Consider the following 24053-nt stretch of genomic DNA (forward strand, 5'->3'; position numbering starts at 1 on the left):
CTTAAAATGATATAGGTGCCTTATATTGATAAAAATATTGTTTTAATCTTTCTCCATTCTGATTTAGAATCATACTTAATCTTCTTTGTCCATTATAAAAATAATTGACAGGAATCATAGAATTGGGATTTTCATAACTAAGACCAATAAATGGAAAATATCCATACGTGGTAATAGAAGATTCAATAGGAAGGATTCTTAATTCATCTATCAAAACACCATCCCCTTCTATTTGAACACTTGAACTAGAAGACAATCTATATTGATAAATAATCCACTTTTCGCCAATATCACTATTGCTTATTCCAGAATCAGAAATTATTGATCCATTCTTTTTCACAACCAAGTTAGGAATCGCATTACCATCCTTTTTTACTGCAAATGTTAAAACATAGGTCCTAGATTGATTTAAATTATTTTTTGTTAACGGGTTCCCCGATAATCTGTGTACAATACTACCAGTAAAGGGAGTTATTCGAATGGGACGAGATAAAGCAGTATAATTCCAACCTCCTTGATTATTTGTCTCGAAACTAGTATATGCGAAGTCAGAATTTGTGCCAGTAAAATTTCTGATATATGCAGTAGGTTTTAAATCTGAATAATCATAGAATATTTTAGTTTGGATCCCATTATCTTTTATTAATTCTGGATAATTCTTAGAATTAAAATTCAACACCTCATTTGTCAACTTAAAGCCTTGGCTCAATTCTGGTTGATTTAAATTTAAAGTATAATTACTGACAGGTTGAGCAAGGTCTAACCTATACGCCTTATTATGTAAAAGTCTACCATTTAAACTAATCAAAGGGAAATATCCACCATTAATAGTATATTCTACTCCATTATAAACTTTTTTATCAATAAATAGCAGTGGATTTTTATAAGTAAAAAAAGCACTTTGAGAGTTAATTTCATCAGAGTAAAAATAATATCTAATCATTGTATTGGAAGGATTATTAATATCCTTATAAACAGACTTAGTAATTTGATTATTTAAAGAATCAATTGAAAAATAAATATTCGATTCTCTTGTGAGTCCATTTTTATATAACTTACTTGTCTCTTTATACTTCGACAATAACGCTGATAAATAACCGTATTTAAATAAATTATATTCCGCGGGTTTAAATAACCATTGCTGACCTGGTTGAACTTCAGCTCTTTCCCTATTCAATTTCATTCCAAATGAATAAAATGAGCTCGGGCCAGCATTTGCTTGAAAGGAATTAGTATTTGTAATAAAAGTTTTATAATGAAACGTCTTTTCTTCGATCTTCTCAAAAGATGATCCTTCCTTTTTGAATATCTCCGTTTTTATTGGCAAACCATGTGTCCAATCATAGTTTATACTGGAAAGTGATGGTGCAGTATTGATAATAACATCATTTATTTGAGAAAAATGATAAACTATTTTCCCTTGAGAACCATCATTTATTATTTCTTCAACCCTCTTATATAAGTTATGTTATATGTTCTTCCCATAAATGAAGAAAGTTGATCATCACTACTGACTACATAAAATTTACAATCTAATCTATACGGACCTGTGTCATTGTCATGTTGCCATTGAGATTGTTCATCTATGAAGTTGACACTAGACTGCAAATTGTCAATAAAGCCTGATGAGATAGATTCATTTTCTTGAACATATTTGTAATCAGTAAATTTTACTAGAGAGTTTAAATCAGAATAAGAACTTATTCTTTTGATTCTAACTCCTGGTCCTTGCTGATTTGAATTACCAAAGAAGACCCAATTCGGTTCATATTCAAACCTGTTGTATCCACCAGTTGGGAAAGTGATTATTTCCAATAAACCAGCGTTTATCCTAGAAGGATTAGGAGATCTATCAGCACCGTTAGGATTATGATTTGCATTATAAGGTGTCAAAGTTGAAACAGAAGAGTAAATATGATATCCGTAAAAATCTTGGTCAAAAGAAAGTCGGGAAGCAAGATTTCCAAAATAAGAAAAAGAATAATTATGGTCAGAATCAAAAATTACTTGATCCAACTTTAGCCTTTTTTCCCAAGCTACATTATGATAAAGACCTGTTGATCCAGACCCAAAATGATAAGAAGTGACTAATTCTACTTTTTTTAATGGAAGAGCTTCACCCATATTGAATACTTCAATAAACTGAAGAGCTTTTGATCCAGGTAAATCTTCTCGAGTACCATCAGATGTTGCCTCAGTTTTATATTTAAATAAAATCTGCTCGTTTTCTGAAGTTTCTATTCTGATTAATCTTTTTCCGGTAACTGTACTTTCTTGAATACAATGAACATCTGGAAGATTGGAATCAGCGACACAGCCTCCACCAAATAGCCAAGAATACTTTTGCTCTGTTCTGTTTACTGCGTAAGTATAAGACTCATTTTCATAAAAGAAATTTATAATCCCTCCCTCCTTAGACTCAATTTTTGATAAGTAATAGGAGTCATTATATATACCAGCATTTACACAACCCTCTGTGGCCATATATAATGAATTCGGACATCCTGGTGGAATGTATGTTGTCTCTTCTACATCAAAAGTAAATTTAGTTCCTTCCTTGTCAAAAATAACAAATGAAGAACCATTATTTTGAATCGAAAGCCCCTTGTAAGGAACTTCTCTATAAGATCCCTGATAAATAGGAACCATAACACCTGAATAGATTCCGAAATTATAATTTATAACATCAGGTTCAGTATCATAACAGTTATTCAATGCATCATGTGCCCACATATAATCGGTATCATTTCTGCTAGCAGGAAAGGATGAGGGGTTTGTATTTGGATTAAATGAAGTATAGTTTGTTGGTAGATAAATAAAATCTCCTCCGATTTTATTTGCTGTCGTTGCCAGCACGCCAGATGCATTTAAAGCCCAGCCAAGTCCGACATTTGAAGAAACTTGATTTACCTTTATTCCACCACCGTGGTAGTTCAAACTAATTGAATGTTCATACCCATTTACATTTATTGTATGAATCGGAATTGTCACATTTGCAATTCCAGTTGAATGGTTGACAGGAATTTCCCCAAATTGCCCAAGTGAGGCCATTTGAGGAGAAGGTGGCGATTTCATTTTCCTGAATGGCTCTACTGGACTGAAAGGAATATGAGCATAGTTTTGTGTTGATATTTGATCTTTTTCATTTTTCGTGGAATCCTTCTTTGTTTGACCGTTTCCATTATTTCCGTTTGAATTCCCTTGAGCAACAGCCTCCAATCCTATTGCTAAAAATAAAATAGTAAAAATTAAGTTTTTCATAGTTTAATTGACTTTTCCCAAATAAAATCATCAAAAAGTCGAAAAAAAATACCCTATAGAGGGTATTTTTTTTTTAATTTTTTTTATTTAACAAAATATTATTCTGATATAAAAAACAATTATTAGTATTTGAAAATGACTTTTTTGTATAAATAAATTAGAATAATCTAATTATAGATTATTTTTATCATATTTTTTATAATAATTATTAATTTCATAACAAATAAAAATAGAAGCCACTTATTTTTACAAAAATCAATGGTTTTAGCAAAATAAAATTTGGGAGCATAAATAGTTGACGAGTAAAAAAGAAAAGTTTTTTTTCAAAATCGAATAGTTTTCAAGGATTTTACACAATTGTTAAAGAGAATTAAGTCCCATCTTCTTCCTGTGTTACCCGAAAAGCCAGTGTAAAAGGTGCACGAATTACCTGACGGACGACTTGGCCGTCGTAGATTGCCGAGGTGGCCTTTAAATAAAACAACCCAAACGCTTTTTGATTTTTAAATAGCCTTTTCTCCCCCTATTTTTAAGCATGAAGAAGTTTAATCATTCGGAAGTTCGCTGGGGAATTATCGGAGTTGGAGATGTATGTGAGGTCAAATCAGCTCCTGCCATGGACAAAATCCCAAATAGCACGATAGTAGCTGTCATGCGCAGATCAGAAGAAAAAGTGAAGGATTATGCCCAAAGGCATGGAATAGATACTTGGTATACGGATGCGCAACAACTGATTCATGATCCCAAAGTCAATGCAGTCTACATAGCCACACCTCCAAATGTACACCTGGAACTATGCAAATTGGCTGCAGAGGCCGGAAAACCGGTGTATGTGGAAAAACCCATGGCCAGAAATTATGCAGAATGTCTGGAAATGATCCAGGTATGTGAAAAGCATGAGGTGCCTTTATTTGTTGCCTATTATCGAAGAGCGCTCCCTCATTTTGTCAAAATCAAAGAGTTACTAAACGTAGGACATATTGGAGATATACGCACTGTTCATATCAATATGAAACAGGTGGTTGAGCCTGAAATTATTGCACAGTTGGAAAACAACTGGAGAATTCAACCGGAAATATCGGGAGGTGGCTACTTCTTTGATTTGGCTTCCCATCAATTGGACCTGCTGGCTTTCTTTTTTGGAGATATCATTTTTGCCAATGGGCTTTGTAGCAACCAAGCGCAAGCCTATGAAGCAGAGGATATTGTTGTCGGGTCTTTTGCCTTTGAAAACGGAGTTTTGGGAACCGGAAACTGGTGCTTTACCACCTCTAAGTCCGCGGAAAAGGATGAAATCGTCATAGATGGAAGCAAAGGTCAAATCAAAGTGGAAACCTTTGGCAAAGGAGAGTTCACAGTTTTTAAAGACGGGAAAGAACCTTACCACTATCAAGTAGATCTACCCAAGCATATTCAGCAACCTCTCATAGAAAGCATTGTATCGCAATTGCTTGGAAAAGGCAGTTGCCCAAGCACTGGAATTACCGCCTCCAAAGCAAACTGGGCAATGGATCACTTGACTTCAAAAAAAATCTAAAAAAATTTCAATTTTTTCTATCAATGTCAATTTCTGAGAAAATGTCCATTTTCAGGCTAGTTTTTATTGGAAGCTTATTTGCTTTGGAAAAACTTTTGTCCCTAAAAATAATCATTACTTAATTTTTTTAAATAAGTATGTATTTTTTAAAAGTATTTTTGATTAAAATGAAATATTACCACCGAACCTTCTATTAATTTTTTACGATAATACTATTAAACCATTTGGAATTTCATGAAAGTTCGAAAGATTGGCTTGATTTTAGTTTCTATTAGAATGCAACCTTTACAGAGAAAGATGCATCTATAAATTAAAAATCACCAGCCGGAAAATCCAGATTTCCCACTTTAAACCACAAACAAATGAAAAAGCTACTCTCAAATTACTGGCACCGGTCCATACTCGCTGGAATAGTATTCTTAGGGATCTTATTCACTCAACCTTCCAAAGCAGAAGATTGGAATGGAGTTTCATTTCAGGTATTCTATGATGAATTACAGCCTTATGGAGACTGGATCAAAGATGCCCGACATGGATACATTTGGTTGCCTGCTGTTCAGGGAGATTTTCATCCTTACCGAACCAACGGCCATTGGGTGATGACTGAATATGGCAATACCTGGGTGTCTTATTATGATTGGGGCTGGGCACCATTTCACTATGGAAGGTGGTACTTCGATGACTACTTCCAAAGCTGGGCTTGGATACCGGGTTATGATTGGGGGCCGGCCTGGGTAAGTTGGAGAAGTGGGGGTGGTTATTATGGTTGGGCTCCATTAGGTCCGGCTTTTTCTGTCAATGTAAGGATCAACATTCCTACTTATCATTGGGTTTTCTTGCCTTGCAACAGGATTTATGACAGATATTCTTACCGATACTATGCGCCATACAATCATAGGGTTAAGATTATCAACCGAACCAAAATCATCAACAACACGGTAATTTATAATAACAATACCTATATCACAGGTCCTAGCAGAAGAGAGGTAGAGAGAACTATCAGAAGAACAGTTCCAGTATATCAGGTAAGACAAAGCAGTAACCCAGGAAGAGCTTCTGTATCCAGAAATTCAGTAGATATCTACAGACCTGATCTGCAAGCTTCTTCAAGAGGCAGAATTGTGGACGCAAGACCCTCCAGAGTATCAAGTCCTGATCAGGTGAGAAGCACCAGAAGCGCAGGTACGGCAAATGTAGGTGGAAGAAATTCAGAAATAAGATCAGATGAGAGATCTGCCTATCCTTCTAGAGGAGGACAAAACTCCCGCTATGAAAGTAGCCCTTCTAGAAGCTCGAATGATAGCAGGGTAAGAACTGCCGAGCCGAGCAGAGGTAGAGATGCAAACTTCGAGATGAGACCTTATCAAGAAAATAGAAGAGGCAGCTCCCCTGCTCCTTCGAGACAAGGTGAAGTTCGTAGTTCTCCAAATACCTCTAGAGAGGCAGATGTCAGAAGGCCTTCAGCACCTAGCAGACAGTCTGATGTCAGAACTCAGCCTAGTAGACAATCCAATGTGAGAACTCAACCAGCACCTAGCAGACAAGAGTCAGTAAGGCCTGATGCCTCGAGAAGAAGTACTCCGCAAGTGAATACACGCTCAAGTGCCCCAAGTAGAAGCAACTCAAGTCCTGCCGGTTCAAGGGTTCAAAGACCTAGCTCCAATACCAAAAGCACAGGGGCAAAAGTAGAGTCCAGGTCTTCCTCCAACAGATCTTCTTCAGGAAGTACAAGAGGAAGCTCATCTAGAGGAAATTCTAGGAATAATTGAGAGAGAGTGAATAAAGTTATTGAGCCCGCCTCATAAGGTTAATTTGTTGAATTGAGCGAAGTCGAAATGTTTTCCATATTTAGGAATAGGTTTCGACTTCGTTTATTATGCTAAGAATTGATTGCTATCAAGATGTCATAAATATTCTTCGAGGGTATAAAAGTATCTGAAAGGGCCATTTAACAATAGCATATGCCTGATCATTCCCCATGTATAAACCATTTTTGGAGCACAAAACTTAATTTATTAGGGCGGGTGGGCTGACGCAGCAGCGGGCCAGCGTCCGGCCTTGTGCTGTTGGAGCTTTGCTGCGTCTTGAATTTTTGATTCTTTTGCTTCAAGGCAAAAGAATAAAGAGGAAAAAAGCAAAACACTCATTTGAAGCAGGATATGCTCATTTTAGCAACACTATACTAAGTATAAAAAATCTAATTAGGAGTATTTCACATTTTTTGAAATTTCATTAAATCTGTCATTGTTAATCTCTTGCTGAAGCATCGTCAAGTAGTCAAATTCTCTATTAACTAAATTTCAAAATGGTTTTTTCAACCTTATATTAATACCAAAAGTCTTGCTTTTAAGCCCTATTATTGTCATTTCTCAATTTGAAATTCCGAAGAAACTTTAAGACCAACACTAAAAAAATGTGGCTTACCATAGCCTCTTTTATTTCAACAGACTAGAAAAGCTATATTTTTTCTATCTTTTGGATTGAATTCACCAATTCCAATATGAAAAAATATCTATTTGTTTTATTGATCTTTTTAGTTTTTGAAAGCCCTGCACAAAGCATTTATGATTCTTCCATCCCCATCAAATACCGAAATATAGGGCCTTTTCGGGGTGGCCGTTCAGTTACTGCCACTGGGGTAGTCGGTGATCCATTGACCTATTATTTTGGAACCACGGGTGGTGGTGTCTGGAAAACCAGTGATGCTGGTCAGCATTGGGTCAATATTTCTGACGGATACTTTTCAACAGGATCTGTTGGAGCCATTGCCGTTTCAGAATCCAACCCAAATATCGTCTATGTAGGAATGGGCGAACATGCGCCCAGAGGAGTCATGACTTCCTACGGTGATGGAGTATATAAATCCACGGATGCCGGAAAAACTTGGAAAAAACTCGGACTGGAAAAGACAGAACATATCTCCAGAATCCAAATTCACCCAAGCAATCCAGATATTGTCTATGTAGCAGCTCAGGGTGCTTTGAATGCACCAAACCCTGAGAGAGGGGTTTATAAATCTGTCAATGGCGGAGAGACTTGGGAAAAAGTACTTTTTGTAGATACTAAAACCGGAGCGGTGGAACTTTCCATGGACATGAATACTCCGGAGGTGCTTTATGCCGCCATGTGGGAGCACCAACGCAAACCTTGGCAGGTGATTTCAGGCGGACCGGGTTCAGGCATGTATAAATCTTCAGATGCAGGAAAAACCTGGAAAAAAATTGAAAATGGATTACCAAAGGAAAAAGGTAAAATGGCCGTTTCAGTTTCCAGAGCCAATTCCAATAAAGTGTATGCTTTGGTTGAAAGTGACACCTACAAAGACTTGGGGGGACTGTTTGTTTCCAATGATGCAGGTGAAAGCTGGGAGCTGGTCAATAAGGACAATCGTTTAACCCAACGTGCTTGGTATTACATTGAAGTTTTCGCAGATCCCAATGATGAAAATACGGTTTGGGTGCAAAGTGCTCCGATGCTCATGTCATACGATGGGGGTAAAAGCTTTGAGGCAGTAGACGGGGCTCATGGAGACTACCATGATTTATGGTTCAATCCCAAAAATTCCAAAAACATGATTTTGGCTGATGATGGAGGAGGTTCTATTTCCTTTGATGGTGGAAAAACCTGGTCCACTCAAGATAATATGCCAACCGCCCAGTTTTACAGGATCAATACCGACAATCAATTCCCTTATAGAATTTATGGAGGCCAACAGGACAATACTTCTGTTGTGATTTCCAGTATGGCTTTGGGGAGAAGTGGAATTTCGCGTGAAAACTGGAACTATTCGGCAGGTGGTGAATCTGCATTTTTAGCATTCGATCCTGATAATCCCCGCTATGTATTAGGCGGTAGCTATCAGGGAACTATCGAAGTTTTGGACATGGAAACCCAAGGATCAACCAATATCATGGCGGCTCCCATCCAATACTTGGGGATGGATGCCAAAGACATGAAATACCGCTTCAATTGGAACGCACCTATAATCTGGTCTCAACATGAACCAAATACTTTTTACCATGCTTCTCAGGTCTTGTTGAAGACCCAGGATATGGGACAAACTTGGACAGAAGTATCTCCCGATTTGACGAAGAATGAAAAAGAAAAGCAAGGCACTCCGGGAGTGCCCTATACCAATGAAGCTGTGGGAGCTGAAAATTATGGCACGATTGCCTATGTCATGGAAAGCCCACATGAAGCTGGAGTAATCTGGACAGGAAGCGATGACGGACTGGTGCACCTTACTAGAGATGGCGGAAAAACTTGGACCAATGTAACTCCAAAGGGATTGCAGGAGACTTTGATCAATGCTATTGAAGTGTCTCCCCATGATCCTGCTACGGCCTATATTGCCACTACCCGCTATAAATTCAATGATTACACTCCGGCGATTTATAAAACCACAGATTACGGAAAGACCTGGACCAATATTTCTAAAGGAATTCCATATGGAGCATTCACACGAGTAGTTCGAGAAGACAGCAAAAAGAAAGGTCTGCTTTATGCGGGAACAGAGCAAGGGGTTTACATTTCCAGAGACGGAGGAGCAAACTGGACTTCATTTCAGTTGAATCTACCTGTCACCCCAATCACTGACTTGAAAGTAGCGCATGATGATTTGATTGTAGCAACCTCAGGACGTTCATTCTGGATTTTAGACGAGTTGAATGTGGTACGGGAAGTAAAAGAAAAGGTAGATCAACCCACACTCTACACTCCTGAAAATGCACTTTTAGGAAACTGGTATTCCAGTATGAATGGAGGGAACTTGGATGAGTTTACAGGCACTCATCCCTTTGAAGGAATTAATCCTGCAAATGGAATGATCATCCATTATTCACTGCCAGAATCAGCGACAGATTCTACTGAGATGACCTTGGAAATTCTGGATGCAAAAGGCAATTTGGTTCGGAAAATTTCTTCAAAAAGAAATCCCGAGACAAAAAGCTGGGCTGGTGGACCACCACTGGAACCCACCATTTCAACCAGAAAAGGATTGAATCGCTTTGTTTGGGATTTGCGTCATCCAACAATGCCTGGAATCCCGGGAGCTTATATTGAGTCAAGTTATCGAGGGCACAAAGCTATTCCGGGCATGTATACCATTCGCTTGAGCGGAATGGGTGTGAGCTCGGAAGCCAAAGCTGAAATCAAGGATATTCCTGCCTATAAACTTACTGCGGCTGATTACCAAGCTTATCATGAGTGGATGAGCAAATTGGAAGCTGAGGTAAGCACTATGCTTAATATGTTAAACACCGCTAAAGACTATCAAGATCAGCTTGCTGCCTTATTGAAAAGATTGGAAGGAAAAGCTGAGTATAAAGAAATCAAGGCTGCGGGAGAGACCCTTCTCAAAGAATTGAAGGCTTGGGATGAAGAAATGATCCAGAGAAGATCCACCGCATATGATGACGTGGAGAACTTCCCGAATAAGTTTACAGCTAACTTCCTATTTATGCTTAACCATGGAGAGAGCAGTATCCCGAAAGTAAATGAAGGAACCAAGGCAGAATATGCCCGATTGATGGAGCAATGGAAGTCTTTGAAAGCTGAAGGGGAAAGATTGATTGATAGCGCTGTTCAGGACTTTAATCAAAAGGCCAAAGAAGATGGAATTGGGGTTTTGTTTGTAAAATGAAGGAAATCAAGATAATAGCGGATCCTACCAAAGGTGGTGATCTGGGCAATTATTGGCATTACATGTTAGGTTTCTTTTTGCCGTTTTTGGTTTGGCTTGAAAAAAACTCAGAATATTTAAAAGATAAAAAACTGATTATTGATAGTTGCAACCCAATGACGGATAGAATTCTTGAAGAATTTTTGAAGGAAAGTTTATTTTCCTACGAAATGAAACAACTATCTGAAAAGAAATTGGAGATTTCAAAAAAGTACTGGAAGTCCTACAGAGAAAAGCTAAAAAGGCGCCTTTTGAAACTTGAATTAAAACTCAGAGGCACCAAAGCTTCATTATTTATTTTCCATGAATTTCTAGAAAAAAAAGATTCTATTATTATTCCTCGATGGGATGTTTATTTAGAGCTTATTGGCACCTTCCCAAAAGCTTACGAGTCCCAAATCATGAGCATAAGAAATAGCTTAATCGATTGGGCAGATTCACCGGATAAAGAAACTTGTGGAGCTTATACATTGATATTAAAAAGGTCTGATCCTCCCAACTCTACCTTAGGAAAAAAATCTATTGAAACAAGGTGGCTTAAGGGTTATGGTTCTGAAAGAAGACAACTCCAAGGTATCGATTCCCTATATCAGGAATTAGAAAAAAGAGCCTATAATCCTTTTATTTTTGCCTCTGGAGACCACAATTTAAAGGAACAAATAAGTGCACATTATCGCTCAAAAACATTGATTGGAATTAGAGGAGCAGATTTATTTAACATGTTTTGGATGCCAAGCAACTCCACCGTTATAATGCAAGCTAGTAGTGGACTCATTAACAAAGCTGCTCAGCCTATTTTGGCAAGATGTTGTGGTCACCAATTTTATGAAATTCCCCATCATGGGGAGAAATCGCCAAGATTAAACTTTGAAACAATAAAATCTATTTTAAATGGAACGAGAAATACAAAGACCCCTAACCATTGTTGATTCGAAACAATCCTTAATCGATTTTTTAAATGAAACGAAAGAAAGGTCTGAGTTTGATTTGAAGGAAATTGATTTTGAATCTCAAAATCAATGGAATTTTTCAGACGGAGCATTATCTCACTCGTCTAAAGGTTTTTTTCAAGTTGTAGGTGTGGAAACCACTACCGGGCTGAATGATCAAAAATTAATGCTATATCAGCCCCAAAGTGCATTAACAGGTTTGATAATTTCAAGACAACAAAATGAAATATACGTTTTACTTCAAGCGCGTGTAGAACCTGGAAATACCGGAGTAATTCAATTTGGCCCTACTATCCAAAGTACACCTGCAAATTACCTGAGACTTCATGGCGGGAAAGCAACTGCCTACATTGAGTATTTTACAAGTTTTGTACCTGGATGTAATCTTATTACCCACTCCATGCAGCATGACCTAGGTTCCAAATATTTCCAAAAAAGTAAAACTCATCACTACCTACTCTCCGAAGATTTAATTGAAACCAAAGAAAATATGGTTTGGGCTTCTTTAAAAGCAATTAAGGGAGTCTTATTAAAAGATAATTTTTTAAACGCAGACCTTAGATCTCTTTTAGCTGTTTTTGACTGGGACAGCCTATTGATGGAGGATAAAAAGGATAGAAAAAAAATTGAAATTGATCAGCCTAATAATTACACATTAGGGAATTACAAAATGATTCCTGTAGATCAATTGGAAAATTGGAATACTACTAAAAATGGAATAAGTGCATTAAACCCAGCACTTCCGACGATCGGATTTTTTCATTTTTCAGCAACAAATAGAGAAGTAAAAGCTTGGTCTCAACCTTTATATAAATTACCGAGCCAAGGTTTAATTCAATTAGCCTACAGAGTAATGGGTGATAGTATTGAATTTTTAATCAAAAAAGATCATGAATGGGGAATCTCAACTGAGTTTGCATTTTACCCAACCTATATGTCAAGTCCTGAAAATCCAAATTCTAGTAAACCAATAACCAATGGAAGGTTAAAAAGAAAAATAATTCAATGCGATGAAGGGGGAAGATTTTTTCAAAACGACAGCGAGTATCAATTGATAGAAATCAATGACTTCAATTTAACAGATGATTTTATTTGGACCAGCGTTGACTCTTTAGTGTTCTACTTAAAACAATCCAATTATTGCAGTTTTCAATTGCGCTGTGCCGCTTCTATAGCACTTGATTTATTGCAACCAAAAGCGTTTGGAGATTAATCTGCTTGGAGTAGTAAGGGTTCTGAAATAGAATTAAAATACTGAGTTTAATTTTATCCATAAAATTCAAATCCTTTGAAATACAAGAGTCACCTTATTTGGATGGGAGTTATCACTCTTCTAGTGATGAGCCTAGTGGAATATCTGGGATGGAGGATCGTGAGAAAGTATTCAGGAGAATCTGCTGAGCACGGGTTCTTTTCAGTTCAGGGACTGATAGGCATTTTAGAAAATTGCATTGGTGCTTTTGTATTTGGATTGATATTCGTCGGACTGGCTTTTATTATCCCTTCTTTCAGAAATAATTGGAAACATCGCTACCACCAACCTGCCTGGGTTGGAGTATTATTCTTTTGTATCATTCTTCTCATTGTCACTGTATGGGGATTTTTTTCTAGTTAAAAAATAAAAGCTCCCGTTAATCGGTTACCGAATATTAAAGTCAAAAATTATTCAGCATCAATATTAAATCCTTAACACATAATAAATTAGGCAATTGCTAAAATTGACATTTAAGTAAAAAACAATTACTTTTTTCTTACCGTTTATCAAAATCAAAGAGTATGAAATCAAAGTTGGGAATCATACTAATTAGTTTTTTCATTGGGCCAGGATTACTTTCCTGTAGCAGTGATCCAATAGAAGTCAAGTTCAAAGAATTTCGAGGAAACTTGGTCCTATTCACAGTTGAAAACAACATGGAACAAGATATTAACTCAATCTCTTGTGAGATCACCTATTATTCAGCTAATAGGGCGATTCTTGAGATTGACACTTTGCAATTTTCAAAAAGTCAAGATGTTACAGGTAAACATATACCATTTCTTAAGGCAGGAGAGGAAACTTTTTTTACTTATCGAACGCCAGAAAAGACCATTTCTGCAAAGGCAGAGGTAATAGATTTCAACTGAAATAGGATTATAAACCATCTTTATATCAGAAGTCTTGAAAGGGCGATATTTAACTTGCCTAATAGATTGAAATTCTTCTTCAGGATAAAGTCAACTCAAGTTTATTGCACCCCTAGATTGATTATTCACCGAGCTATTTACTTACTGGTTTGAAGGGTGTAATCAAATCATCTTTAGAATATTTCTACTTTCTTAAAACCAAAAAATTAGCCAGCCTTCTAATTTTTCTTAAATCTTCTATTATCTTAATAGTTTAAAGATATTTTATGAAGAAACTAATCCTATTCTCTGGACTTTTATTTCTCCTTTTTGGATGTAATTCAGCTGATAAATCAGAATCTCAATCTGAGATCCAATTAAGCATCACTAATACAATCAAGACCCTCCCCCTACCTATTGGGGTTGGCCACTTCAATCATGCCTTTCAATCAGTGGAGGATCAATATCTCCTGTTTTTTGATTATAAATCATTTCAAGTTCTCATCTACTCCAAGGCAGATGGATCACTAATCAAGACAATCCAGCTTGAGCAAGAGGGACCAAATGGGATCGGAAAGTTTGTAGCAGGATTCTTTGCAAAAAGCCTAGATGAAATCTATTTAACTGCCGGTACAAACACCCTTTTTAAAATTGACGGAAATGGTAAAATTCTTCAAAAAATTCAAATGGATACCGGAGATTTAGAGAAAGATGGAGTGAGCCTCTTTTCCAATATTTTCACTATCGCTAATGATGGAATTTATTTTGCAGCCTTTCCTTTGGTTTTCGAATGGACTTCTTTGAGCCCGGAGGAATTGACCAAAATACCGAACCTTCTCAAATTTGATAGTTTAGCTGGATCATTTACCCCAGTGAGTTATTTCCCTGAGGAGTTTGTGGGAAATAATCTAAACAAAGCAATCTTCCCTATCCTATCACTCGGACCTGATCAGGAGCCAGTGATCAATTTGAATTTCCGAAACTTATACCAAGTGAAAAATGGGGAAGTTCAAGCTCATTCGGCAGCTCATTCCGAATTTCCAGAGGAGCCAACCACCTCTTCTATGTCTAACATGTTTGAGGACATGAATGAAATCATGAAGATGATCAACAATGTAGATATCTACACTGATCTATTTTATTTGCCAGAACAAGAATTGCTCGTTCGGGTGGCGAAATTTGAAGACATTCCGGAAAGCACCGCAGATGCCACCTTTTTAGCTTCTCAATGGGGCTTGGTGTTTCTGGATACTGATTATAAAAAGGTTGGAGAAATCACTTTGGAGCCAAATCAATATAACGGGCAATACATTTTCGGAACCAATGAAGGAATTTGGATATCTACCGATCATCCTGAAAACCCTGAATTATCAGAGGATTTTATGAGATTTCAGTTGATCGAGGTGAATCGGTAGAAAAATCAAGCATTAGGTATAATTCACTTGATATTTTCCCTTTTTACCTATCATTTCTATCTTGCACTCAGTGCTTATGAAGAAATCTGTAAAACGTATTTTTCAGATAGGAATGCCTCTATTAGGATTAGCTTCCTTGATTTTTTTTGTTCCATGGACCATCCTTTGGCTTTGGTTATCTCCATTACCGGAAACAATCCAAGACCAAGTCGATGATGCTCTCAATTTCGGTTTGGATGGAATTATGGTTTATATAGATCAGTCTGAAAAAGAGCCAATAATTTACTCGGCAGGATATAGAAATCGGGAGAAAAAAGAACCTATACATTCACAGGATTACTTTAAAATAGCCAGCATCAGCAAGCTCTACATAGCAGCTGCCGTCACGAAATTGGTGCATCATGAGAAGTTATCTTTGGATAAATCCTTGCAGGATTACCTACCTGAACTAGCCGGAAAAATTGAAAATTCCGACAAAATAAGTTTAAGAATGTTGGTTCAGCACAGAAGTGGCATCCCCAATTACAGTGATCATCCTGACTATCCTTGGGGGAATCCTCCTCCAAATGATGAAGCTTTGAAGTTTGTATATAATAAACCTTCAGAGTTTGCTCCAAATGAGGAATATAGCTACTCAAATACCAATTATTTATTGATTGGAGAAATTATTGACCAAGTATTGGGCTATAGCCATCATCAATTTATTCGAGAAGAATTATTGGAGCCAAATGGCCTTAATAATACATTTAGTCTACTTGGAGAGGTTAATTCAGATGATGTAGTAAGTGGATATTTTGTTGGCTACGAACCAGATATTAAGATGAATGACTTCACCAATCCGGGAGGTTCCATGATTGCAACTATCGAAGATGTTGGAAAATTTCTGAGAATACTGAATGATGGAAGTCTTTTTTCCTCAGAGGAAAAGGAAATCTATTCTTCTTTATATGCTTACGAGCATACAGGCCTTTTACCCGGATATTCCAGCATTGCCAAATTTCACCCAAATTTAGATGCCGTAATAATTCAGTTCGTAAACACCAGCGGAGGGGATACTTGGACAATTACTGAACTTATCTATAATAGGATAGTTAAAATCCTGCAAAATCAACAAGATTGATTTTATACCAAATTTGAAAACCATGACCCAAAAAAGAATACTCTTCAGCGGAGGATCCGGGAAAGCCGGAAAGCATGTAATCCCATATCTCCTCAATCAAGGTTATCGGGTTTTGAATGTAGACCTTACCCCGCTCAACATACCTGGAGTAGATAATCTTCATGCTGATATCACAGATTCCGGACAAATGTTTAATGCCATGAGTTCCTATGCAGGCTTGGATGAATTAGAATCAGGAAATGGAGTTCCTCCCTTTGAAGCAGTGGTTCATTTTGCTGCGGTTCCTAGGATATTAATAAAGCCAGATAATGAAACTTTTAGGGTCAACACGGTAGGTACTTATAATGTAATCGAGGCGGCAGTAAAATTAGGTATCAAAAAAATCATCATTGCCTCTTCTGAAACCACCTATGGTATTTGTTTTTCGGATGGTAAAACAGATCCTGATTATCTACCATTGGATGAGGAATATGATATCAATCCCATGGATAGCTACGGACTTTCCAAAGTGGTCAATGAAAAAACCGCAAGGGCTTTTCAGAGAAGATCAGGTTTTGATATCTATGCATTGCGAATAGGAAATGTTATTGAACCTCATGAATATCAAGAGCTTTTTCCGCACTATTTGAAAAACCCTGAAGTCCGCCGAAGAAATGCATTCTGTTACATAGATGCAAGGGATTTAGGACAAATCGTAGACTTATGCATTCAGAAAGATAACTTGGGTTTTCAGGTATTTAACGCAGGCAATGACCATAATGGAGCTGTGATTCCAAGTAAGGAATTAGCAGAAAGATTCTTCCCCGGAGTTCCTCTTAAACGTGATTTGGAAGAACACGAGGCTTTATTTTCCAACAAGAAAATCAAGGAAGTATTAGGCTTCAAAGAGCAACATAACTGGAGAAACTATCTGGACTGGAAATAAATTCTCCACTTAGCACCTCATCCAACCGCCTGTTAAATGCTTGACTTAGCAGGCGGGGCTCCGCATACTTTTTGAAAAATTTCGATTAACTTAAAGCATTACTAATCAATGAAATTTTTGTATGCAATTAGCCATTCACAATTGGATGAGAGCAGAATCCCTGGAAAGTACCCTCAAGCGTATTTCTGCTTTAGGTTATACTCATCTTGAGATTCAGGGAGCGCCGGAACAATATGATACCCAAGAAGTCAAAAGCCTACTGGAAAAATACAATATTCAGTGCTGGGGCTCTGTAACCCTCATGTTAGAGGATAGAAACCTACTTGCCAAAGATCCCAATCAACGTAAAAAATCCGTACAATATGTATTGGATTTGGCCAAAATGGTCAAAGACTTGGGAGGCAAGGTAATCTCTCTGGTTCCGGCTACTGTGGGAAAAATTGTACCAGACGCAAGGCCCGAAGAAGAATGGCAATGGGCGGTGGAAGGAGTTAAAGAGATTTACGCTTATACCGAAGCAAATGGTCTGAAAATAGGAATAGAGCCTATCAATCGTTTTGAAACTTACTTTATCAACCGTGGAGAACAGGCATTAGCTTTGGCTGAGGCTGTAGGACCAAATTGCGGGGTTTGCTTGGATACTTTTCACATGAATATTGAAGAGATTGATCTTTTTGAGACCATCCGAAAAGTTGGAAAAAGACTGGTGAACTTTCATGTGGCAGATAACAATCGAATGGCTCCCGGTATGGGAAAACTGAATTGGGAAAAAATCATGAACACTTTGTCAGAGATTGGATATAATGAGGTGATCTCAGTGGAGTTTTGTGCACCTCTTGATAGAACTCCTGCCAATCCTTATCCAAATTCCATTGACGAAGCTCCAGAAGGTTTGAGTAAAGAGCAATTGAAGTTTTTACAAGACCATGGCAGCACTGCAATTACCGATGAATTTTACACCATGCTTACTCAAAAATCTGCCGAAAAACTTAAGCCTTATCTAAAATGATCATCACAAATATTGAGGCATTTTGGCTTCGTTGCCCAATCCCAACAGAAAAGCAGCATCGTTCTGATTATGGATTACTGACCAATTTTGATATGACTTTGGTGGTAGTCACCACTGATTCGGGACTTCAGGGATTTGGTGAAGCAAAAGCAGCGGTTGGATCCTCGGGATCCTGTGCGAGCATTGTAAGTTGCATTGAAAATGAGCTCAAACCCATCTTAATTGGAAAAGATGCCAGTGAGATCACCCGGGTTTGGGAGATTGTGTATAATGGCACAAGAGATCATTATGCACTATCCAGAGGTAGAAAATTCCCGATTTTGGGAAGAAGAGGCTTGACTATTTCTGCTTTGAGTGGAATAGACACGGCGCTTTGGGATATAAAAGGAAAAATACTGGGTGTTCCTGTGGTAGATCTTTTAGGTGGCAGTTGCAGAGATAAAATGCCTGCCTACGCCAGTGGCGGTTGGGCTAATGCAGAAAAGATAGGCGAGCAGTTGAACAGCTATACTTCTAAGGGCTTTTCAGGAGTAAAAATGCGCGTTGGAGTCATGGATGAATCCGTGGCAGAAAGTATCAAGCGTGTCAAAGCTGCGAGAGAAGCACTTCCGGATCATATCAAATTGATGGCTGATGCACATGGCACTTTCAGTGTTCCGGAAGCCAAGCAGTTCTGTAAAGGTGTGGAAAATTGCAATTTATATTGGTTTGAAGAGCCCATCAGTCCAGATAATAAAATCGGTACTGCTGAAGTGAGGGCTTCTACTTTCATTCCAATTGCAGCAGGAGAAAGTGAATATACAGCTTTTGATATTCGGGACCTTATCGCTGAAAAAGCACTGGATGTCATTCAGCCGGATTGTGCTATCATAGGCGGAATCACTGAAGCAATGCGAGTTTCACAGCTCGCACATACCTACCAATTGGAATTGGCACCGCATTGCTGGGGTTCGGCTTTTTCATTTATGGCGGGACTGTCCGTAGCCTTTGCTTCTCCTTCAGCCAATGTTATTGAGTTTTCATTGGGAGGAAATCCCATGATGTATGACTTGGTCAAAGAACAAATCACTGTGGACCAAGATGGAAATTTATCAAAACCTACCAAACCCGGTTTAGGATTGACTCCAAATTGGGATTTTGTGAAAGAATTTAAACAATAGCAGCCATGGCAAAAGCAATACAAATCAATCATGTAGCCTTAGTGGTCAGCAACTTAGAGGAGGCTTGCGAATTTTATGAGCATGAATTGGGCTTAGAACCTATCCCCGCTTTCCTATTCGACTATCCTACAGCTTTCTTTAAGATCAATGAGGATCAACAATTACACTTAACAGAATGGGAAGATGTTTTTTCCTTCCGTGGACATATTTGTCTTCAAGTAGATGATATCAATACAATTTTTTGGAGAATGAAAGAACTGGGTATCATCGATATCAAGCCTTGGGGAAATGTCAGACAGCTTCCGGATGGCCCTATTCAGATGTTTGTTCGTGACCCATCCGGCAACTTGATTGAACTCTCCTCATCCCCTGAGACTAAAATAGATCCTAACATATTTGAAGACGAACTTTTCAAAGCTGGGATTTATGTATCAGGAAGAAATGATTTCCGAGGATACAAGTCCAAGGATGCTACGCTATATCACAAGAAGAAATGAAGCCAGTGATTTTGCTTTTGGAAACCGTAGCAGAAGAGGCTATGAAAATCCTTTTGGATACAAAGGAATTTGAAACGGTTTTAGCTCTAGATGAAAAATCCCTTCAAGAAGCAATTGGAAATGGGAATGTTTCGGCAATCATCACCAGAGGGAAAGGCCAGGTAAGAGCTGAATTGATGGACCAATTACCCCAGCTTCAAATCATAGCACGCTGTGGTGTTGGTTTGGATAACATTGACGTAGAAGAAGCTACCCGGAGAAAAATCAAAGTCGTAAATGCCCCCAATAGCAATGCAAACACCATTGCAGAGCATACCATTGCGTTGATGTTGAATTTGCAAAGAAAGCTTTACAGCGCTTTTACAATGGTTAAAGAAGGCAGATGGAATGATCGGGGAACCTATGCCGGAGATGAGTTAAACGGAAAAACTTTAGGGATTTTGGGCATGGGCAATATTGGGAAAAAAGTAGCCCGTATAGCTGACGCTTTGGGAATGCAGGTTTGTTATTGGAGTGCAGAAAAAGAAGATGTTCCCTACCCTATGCTGTCATTTGAAGAGGTTTTGAAAAATTCGGATGTACTCAGTTTACACTTGCCACTAACTCCTCAAACTTCCAATCTAATCAATGCAGAAGCAATTGGAAAAATGAAAGAAGGAGCATTGCTTATCAATACAGCAAGGGGACCTATCATTGATCAAAAAGCCTTAAACGATGCTTTGGAGTCTGGAAAATTGGGGGGATTCGCAGCAGATGTCTTGACTGAAGAGCCCCCTTCTCAAAATGAACCTTTAATTTCCCTCCCAAATACTTTAATCACAGCACATGTAGGCAGTTTGACCAAATCGACCTATACTCAAATGTGTGTGATGACGGTGAATAATACTTTATCGATTTTGAAAGGAATGGAGCCTACCAAAAACTGTATTTTCAATCGAGCTCAATTAGAGCTAACTTGATAGCAGCATTCAATCTTTTATCGAAAAAACATGATCAACCTACGCTTTCTCTTCTTTTTAGCTATAACCCTTTCCCTTTTATCCTGCAGAAAGAATGACATATCAGAAGAATCAGACTGGATACTTTCAGAACCTGACTCCGTATTTACTACTCCCCTCGGGAAAACCTATACTATTGCTAGCCCGAGTGAAAAAATGCTAAATCAATTTAAGGAAGCAAAAGCTACTTATGAAGCAAACCCGGATGATGTTGAAGCTTTGATTTGGTATGGAAGAAGAACAGCCTATTTGGGCCAGTATGGTCAGGCTATAGAGATTTATTCCAAAGGGATTGAAAAATTTCCCAATGAACCCAAATTATACAGACATAGAGGCCATAGATATATCAGCATTCGTGAATTTGACAAAGCGATTGAAGATTTGGAAAAAGCAGCCACTCTGATTCAAGGCACAGAAAATGAAATTGAGCCAGATGGTATGCCTAATGCACAAAATATCCCTGTAAGTACTTTACACGGAAATATCTATTATCATTTAGGGTTGGCCTATTATCTCAAACATGATTATGAGAAAGCCTATGAAGCCTACCTACTTTGCAGGAAAAGTGGTGACCTTTACGATAATATTGTTTCCAGTACTCATTGGCTATACATGATACAGCAACGTTTGGGCAATCCGAGCAAAGCCGATTCAATTTTAGCTCCGATCCATGCTGATTCAACAGTAATCGAAAACCAGAGTTATGCAGATTTATGTGCGCTTTACAAGGGATGGTTGCCTGTGGATTCTTTGATTCAAGCAGGACCTGGCGGAAATCCTTCCAATGATGCTATTCGCTACGGAGTGGCCAATTGGTATTTATATAATGGAGATACCCTAACCACCAAAATGATGATGGAAGAGCTCATTCAAACCAATTCCTTTGCTTCTTTTGGATATATAGCGGCGGAGAGTGATTTGATAAAATATTTTGGAGACAAGTAGACTGTAGAGGAGTCCAAAAAAGCTCAAATGTCATTGATTAAACCTTTTGCTTTGGGCAGAGTCAAATCATTAAATTTTCTACTATGAAAATTAGACTTCCACTTTTGATTTTGACTTCTTTTCTGATTTTTTCCTGTGAAAAAGTCGATCCTAGCCCATCTATTTCTGAGATGTATTTCCCGCCCATCCAAGGATCAAGCTGGGAAACAGTCAATAATTCAGAACTAGGTTGGAAACAAAGTGAATTGCCGTCTCTGCTGGATTTTCTAAGGACAAAAAACACCAAATCCTTTCTCATTCTGGTTAATGGAAAAATAGCATTGGAAGAATATTTTGATGGCCATACCGCAAATACCATGTGGCAATGGAATAGCGCCGGGAAAACACTAGTTACAGCTACCACTGGAATCGCTCAAATAGAAGGCTTGATTGATATCTATAGACCAGTTTCCCTATATCTTGGACAAGGCTGGACTAATATGCCATTAAATAAGGAAAATTTGATTACCCCCAGATCTCTATTGACCATGACTTCGGGAATCAATGATGAAAGTGAACTGATTATCAAATCTAATCTCACTTATTTGGCTGACGCAGGAACAAGATGGTCCTATCACAATGTATTTCAAAAACTGATGGATGTAGTATCATCTACAAGCGGCCAGAGTTTTGAATCTTATTTTGATTCCAAGCTTGAGAGTAAGATTGGAATGGAAGGTTTTTGGAATACCGGAATTGTCTTTACAATTTATCATAGCACGACCAGAAGTATGGGGCGATTTGGACTTTTAGCCCTGAATCAAGGGAAATGGGCTGATCAGCAAATAATTAAAGAGGATTATTTCAAAGAAAGCACTTCAACTTCACAGACGATTAATCCTGCTTACGGCTATCTATGGTGGCTTAATGGTAAATCTCAGGCTATGTTGCCGGGTAGCCAAAATATTTTCCCGGGACAACTAATCCCTAATGCTCCAGCTGATATGTTTGCCGCCATGGGGGCAGAAGATCAATGAATTTACGTGATTCCAAGCAAAAAAATGGTCATTGTAAGGATGGGAAGAGCCTCAGATCCTACAAGGCCTAGCTTTGCCCTTTCAGGCTTTGATCAGGCACTATGGGAAAAAATAAATGCAGTGATTAATTAACCTTGATTTAACTCTAAAACCATTTCCCTTTTTTCAACTTTTTCTACTTCGAGTTCAGCTTTCGCTCTAAAAAAATCGAGCGTTATTAATTCCTTTTCCAGATCAATATCAATTGGATAAGCACTTATAAAATCGCCTAATTTCACTTGATTGAAATATTCCTTTTCCTCATCATTCAAGGCTGATTTAATAGATAAATTTCCATTAATGTAGAAATCTTTGATCACGACAGTTATTCCTGCATTCGACCTGTGAACGACCTTTCCTTCAATTTTTTGTCCGTTTTCTATCTTTAAAATTAAATCTTTGACTTTACCTCTAAAGGGCATGTCTAATAAATAGGCAACGACCTTTTCTTCTCCTTTTGGCCGATTGATTTTAAACTTTACCCAATATTGAATCCTGTCTTCCATCCAGGATTTAGGGTCTTTGTATAAAGAATTTTCAGTTACTTTTACCCATGCGCCTGTTTCACGATGCTTGACAAAAAATTCATCCCCCAATTTTTTTAAAGTCCCCACCAAATATTCTTTCTTCGTTGCCATTTCAATCATTTTAAGACGGTCAAAATTGATCATTCTAACTAAACCAGTGGCAATAGGTGGATCATCAGGTCTAAAATTTGGCCTTAATACAAAACTTACCAGGTCTCCAATCAGCGCTTCGTAACGCTTGAGGATCAAGCCCTCAACAAAGTCTGCCTGATAATTTAGCTCTGATTGATAAAAAAAATAGGTGTCTTCAGTTTGAGTTTGAATGAATCCATAATTCTTGTCTGGGTAAAATGAGACTACTATTCCCATTAATCTATCTGTTTGCATGATGAAAAATTTTTAAAAAGCCGATTTGTTATTACAAAGTAACTAAAGTTTAAAAAAATAAATTTTTGACCAAAAAACAATAGAAAAAGGGTAGATTGAATGAATTAATTGTAGATAGTGATGAGCAAAACTACAGATCAGAGAATTGCCGAAATGACATTTTCTTCCGTTTATCCACATAATGTCACAAAAGTGAAAAAGAAAGGAAGAACTGAAGAAGAATTACTGGAAGTAATCCAATGGTTGACTGGATTCGATGATCAGAAAATTCAGACCTTGATTAATGAAAAAGCCAATTTTCAGGAATTCTTTCAACAGGCTAATTTAAATCCCAATGCTCATTTAATTACAGGGGTCATTTGTGGTATCAGAGTGGAAAATATAGAAAATCCATTATCTCAAAAGGTCAGATATTTGGATAAGTTGGTGGATGAATTAGCCAAAGGAAAGAAAATGGAGAAGATCCTAAGACAAGCTTGATTTA

20 protein-coding genes are annotated in these 24053 nt (G+C 37.8%); 17 read left to right on the plus strand and 3 right to left on the minus strand.

Annotated elements, in window-relative coordinates:
* Window position 1 precedes the first annotated feature (1 nt).
* Window positions 2-1183, minus strand: a complete 1182-nt coding sequence (locus tag GYM62_RS12420; RefSeq protein WP_219956639.1) for a hypothetical protein — start codon at window positions 1181-1183, stop codon at window positions 2-4.
* A 254-nt stretch (window positions 1184-1437) separates the two neighbouring features.
* On the minus strand, window positions 1438-3261 hold the full coding sequence (locus GYM62_RS12425; protein ID WP_219956640.1) for a hypothetical protein: 1824 nt from the start codon (window positions 3259-3261) through the stop codon (window positions 1438-1440).
* A 535-nt stretch (window positions 3262-3796) separates the two neighbouring features.
* On the opposite strand from GYM62_RS12425, the gene GYM62_RS12430 reads away from it, so the two are divergent.
* The 16 genes from GYM62_RS12430 (at window position 3797) to GYM62_RS12505 (ending at window position 22616) form a co-directional block, all read left to right on the plus strand.
* Window positions 3797-4798: a Gfo/Idh/MocA family protein gene (locus tag GYM62_RS12430; RefSeq protein ID WP_219956641.1), complete on the plus strand. Its 1002-nt coding sequence runs from the start codon at window positions 3797-3799 to the stop codon at window positions 4796-4798.
* A gap of 362 nt (window positions 4799-5160) precedes the next feature.
* The gene (locus GYM62_RS12435; protein ID WP_219956642.1) at window positions 5161-6567 is read left to right on the plus strand and encodes a DUF6600 domain-containing protein; all 1407 of its coding nucleotides are present in this window, start codon (window positions 5161-5163) and stop codon (window positions 6565-6567) included.
* A 731-nt stretch (window positions 6568-7298) separates the two neighbouring features.
* Entirely contained in the window at window positions 7299-10439 is a 3141-nt protein-coding gene (locus GYM62_RS12440; protein WP_219956643.1) for a glycosyl hydrolase, read from the plus strand.
* Entirely contained in the window at window positions 10436-11407 is a 972-nt protein-coding gene (locus GYM62_RS12445; RefSeq protein WP_219956644.1) for a glycosyltransferase 61 family protein, read from the plus strand. Before GYM62_RS12440 ends, GYM62_RS12445 begins: the two co-directional genes overlap by 4 nt.
* Window positions 11370-12641: an NDP-hexose 2,3-dehydratase family protein gene (locus tag GYM62_RS12450; protein ID WP_219956645.1), complete on the plus strand. Its 1272-nt coding sequence runs from the start codon at window positions 11370-11372 to the stop codon at window positions 12639-12641. Before GYM62_RS12445 ends, GYM62_RS12450 begins: the two co-directional genes overlap by 38 nt.
* A 75-nt stretch (window positions 12642-12716) precedes the next feature.
* Window positions 12717-13043 carry a hypothetical protein gene (locus tag GYM62_RS12455; RefSeq protein ID WP_219956646.1) on the plus strand — a complete coding sequence of 109 codons (327 nt, stop codon included), beginning with the start codon at window positions 12717-12719 and terminating at the stop codon, window positions 13041-13043.
* A gap of 161 nt (window positions 13044-13204) precedes the next feature.
* On the plus strand, window positions 13205-13552 hold the full coding sequence (locus GYM62_RS12460; RefSeq protein WP_219956647.1) for a hypothetical protein: 348 nt from the start codon (window positions 13205-13207) through the stop codon (window positions 13550-13552).
* 266 nt (window positions 13553-13818) lie between these two features.
* Window positions 13819-14946, plus strand: coding sequence for a DUF4221 family protein (locus GYM62_RS12465; RefSeq protein WP_219956648.1), 1128 nt, complete (start codon window positions 13819-13821; stop codon window positions 14944-14946).
* A gap of 76 nt (window positions 14947-15022) precedes the next feature.
* A complete protein-coding gene (locus GYM62_RS12470) occupies window positions 15023-16066 on the plus strand; it encodes a serine hydrolase (RefSeq protein WP_219956649.1) in 1044 nt (347 codons plus the stop codon).
* Between the two features lie 22 nt (window positions 16067-16088).
* A complete protein-coding gene (locus GYM62_RS12475; RefSeq protein ID WP_219956650.1) occupies window positions 16089-16991 on the plus strand; it encodes an NAD(P)-dependent oxidoreductase in 903 nt (300 codons plus the stop codon).
* Window positions 16992-17112: 121 nt separating this feature from the next.
* Window positions 17113-18000 carry a sugar phosphate isomerase/epimerase gene (locus tag GYM62_RS12480; RefSeq protein WP_219956651.1) on the plus strand — a complete coding sequence of 296 codons (888 nt, stop codon included), beginning with the start codon at window positions 17113-17115 and terminating at the stop codon, window positions 17998-18000.
* Window positions 17997-19160 (plus strand): mandelate racemase/muconate lactonizing enzyme family protein, encoded by a 1164-nt coding sequence (locus tag GYM62_RS12485; RefSeq protein WP_219956652.1) that lies wholly within the window; start codon window positions 17997-17999, stop codon window positions 19158-19160. The genes GYM62_RS12480 and GYM62_RS12485 overlap by 4 nt, the downstream gene beginning before the upstream one ends.
* A 5-nt stretch (window positions 19161-19165) precedes the next feature.
* On the plus strand, window positions 19166-19657 hold the full coding sequence (locus tag GYM62_RS12490) for a VOC family protein (RefSeq protein ID WP_219956653.1): 492 nt from the start codon (window positions 19166-19168) through the stop codon (window positions 19655-19657).
* A complete protein-coding gene (locus tag GYM62_RS12495) occupies window positions 19654-20616 on the plus strand; it encodes a 2-hydroxyacid dehydrogenase (protein WP_219956654.1) in 963 nt (320 codons plus the stop codon). The genes GYM62_RS12490 and GYM62_RS12495 overlap by 4 nt, the downstream gene beginning before the upstream one ends.
* 30 nt (window positions 20617-20646) lie before the next feature.
* Window positions 20647-21600 (plus strand): hypothetical protein, encoded by a 954-nt coding sequence (locus GYM62_RS12500; RefSeq protein ID WP_219956655.1) that lies wholly within the window; start codon window positions 20647-20649, stop codon window positions 21598-21600.
* Window positions 21601-21683: 83 nt separating this feature from the next.
* The gene (locus GYM62_RS12505; protein ID WP_219956656.1) at window positions 21684-22616 is read left to right on the plus strand and encodes a serine hydrolase; all 933 of its coding nucleotides are present in this window, start codon (window positions 21684-21686) and stop codon (window positions 22614-22616) included.
* A 128-nt stretch (window positions 22617-22744) separates the two neighbouring features.
* On the opposite strand, the gene GYM62_RS12510 is transcribed toward GYM62_RS12505, so the two are convergent.
* Window positions 22745-23569, minus strand: coding sequence for a hypothetical protein (locus GYM62_RS12510; protein WP_219956657.1), 825 nt, complete (start codon window positions 23567-23569; stop codon window positions 22745-22747).
* A 120-nt stretch (window positions 23570-23689) separates the two neighbouring features.
* Between GYM62_RS12510 and GYM62_RS12515 the strand changes: the two genes are divergently transcribed.
* Window positions 23690-24049: a DUF2200 domain-containing protein gene (locus GYM62_RS12515; RefSeq protein WP_219956658.1), complete on the plus strand. Its 360-nt coding sequence runs from the start codon at window positions 23690-23692 to the stop codon at window positions 24047-24049.
* The last annotated feature ends 4 nt before the right edge of the window (window positions 24050-24053 follow it).

This window comes from Algoriphagus sp. NBT04N3, assembly GCF_019443765.1.
GTDB lineage: Bacteria > Bacteroidota > Bacteroidia > Cytophagales > Cyclobacteriaceae > Algoriphagus > Algoriphagus ornithinivorans.

Coding starts and splice junctions, on each gene's coding strand:
- GYM62_RS12420 (WP_219956639.1), bottom strand. CDS start 1,183: ATGAAATTGAATAGGGAAAGAGCTGAAGTTCAACCAGGTCAGCAATGG.
- GYM62_RS12425 (WP_219956640.1), bottom strand. CDS start 3,261: ATGAAAAACTTAATTTTTACTATTTTATTTTTAGCAATAGGATTGGAG.
- GYM62_RS12430 (WP_219956641.1), top strand. CDS start 3,797: ATGAAGAAGTTTAATCATTCGGAAGTTCGCTGGGGAATTATCGGAGTT.
- GYM62_RS12435 (WP_219956642.1), top strand. CDS start 5,161: ATGAAAAAGCTACTCTCAAATTACTGGCACCGGTCCATACTCGCTGGA.
- GYM62_RS12440 (WP_219956643.1), top strand. CDS start 7,299: ATGAAAAAATATCTATTTGTTTTATTGATCTTTTTAGTTTTTGAAAGC.
- GYM62_RS12445 (WP_219956644.1), top strand. CDS start 10,436: ATGAAGGAAATCAAGATAATAGCGGATCCTACCAAAGGTGGTGATCTG.
- GYM62_RS12450 (WP_219956645.1), top strand. CDS start 11,370: ATGGAACGAGAAATACAAAGACCCCTAACCATTGTTGATTCGAAACAA.
- GYM62_RS12460 (WP_219956647.1), top strand. CDS start 13,205: ATGAAATCAAAGTTGGGAATCATACTAATTAGTTTTTTCATTGGGCCA.
- GYM62_RS12465 (WP_219956648.1), top strand. CDS start 13,819: ATGAAGAAACTAATCCTATTCTCTGGACTTTTATTTCTCCTTTTTGGA.
- GYM62_RS12470 (WP_219956649.1), top strand. CDS start 15,023: ATGAAGAAATCTGTAAAACGTATTTTTCAGATAGGAATGCCTCTATTA.
- GYM62_RS12475 (WP_219956650.1), top strand. CDS start 16,089: ATGACCCAAAAAAGAATACTCTTCAGCGGAGGATCCGGGAAAGCCGGA.
- GYM62_RS12480 (WP_219956651.1), top strand. CDS start 17,113: ATGCAATTAGCCATTCACAATTGGATGAGAGCAGAATCCCTGGAAAGT.
- GYM62_RS12485 (WP_219956652.1), top strand. CDS start 17,997: ATGATCATCACAAATATTGAGGCATTTTGGCTTCGTTGCCCAATCCCA.
- GYM62_RS12490 (WP_219956653.1), top strand. CDS start 19,166: ATGGCAAAAGCAATACAAATCAATCATGTAGCCTTAGTGGTCAGCAAC.
- GYM62_RS12495 (WP_219956654.1), top strand. CDS start 19,654: ATGAAGCCAGTGATTTTGCTTTTGGAAACCGTAGCAGAAGAGGCTATG.
- GYM62_RS12500 (WP_219956655.1), top strand. CDS start 20,647: ATGATCAACCTACGCTTTCTCTTCTTTTTAGCTATAACCCTTTCCCTT.
- GYM62_RS12505 (WP_219956656.1), top strand. CDS start 21,684: ATGAAAATTAGACTTCCACTTTTGATTTTGACTTCTTTTCTGATTTTT.
- GYM62_RS12510 (WP_219956657.1), bottom strand. CDS start 23,569: ATGCAAACAGATAGATTAATGGGAATAGTAGTCTCATTTTACCCAGAC.
- GYM62_RS12515 (WP_219956658.1), top strand. CDS start 23,690: ATGAGCAAAACTACAGATCAGAGAATTGCCGAAATGACATTTTCTTCC.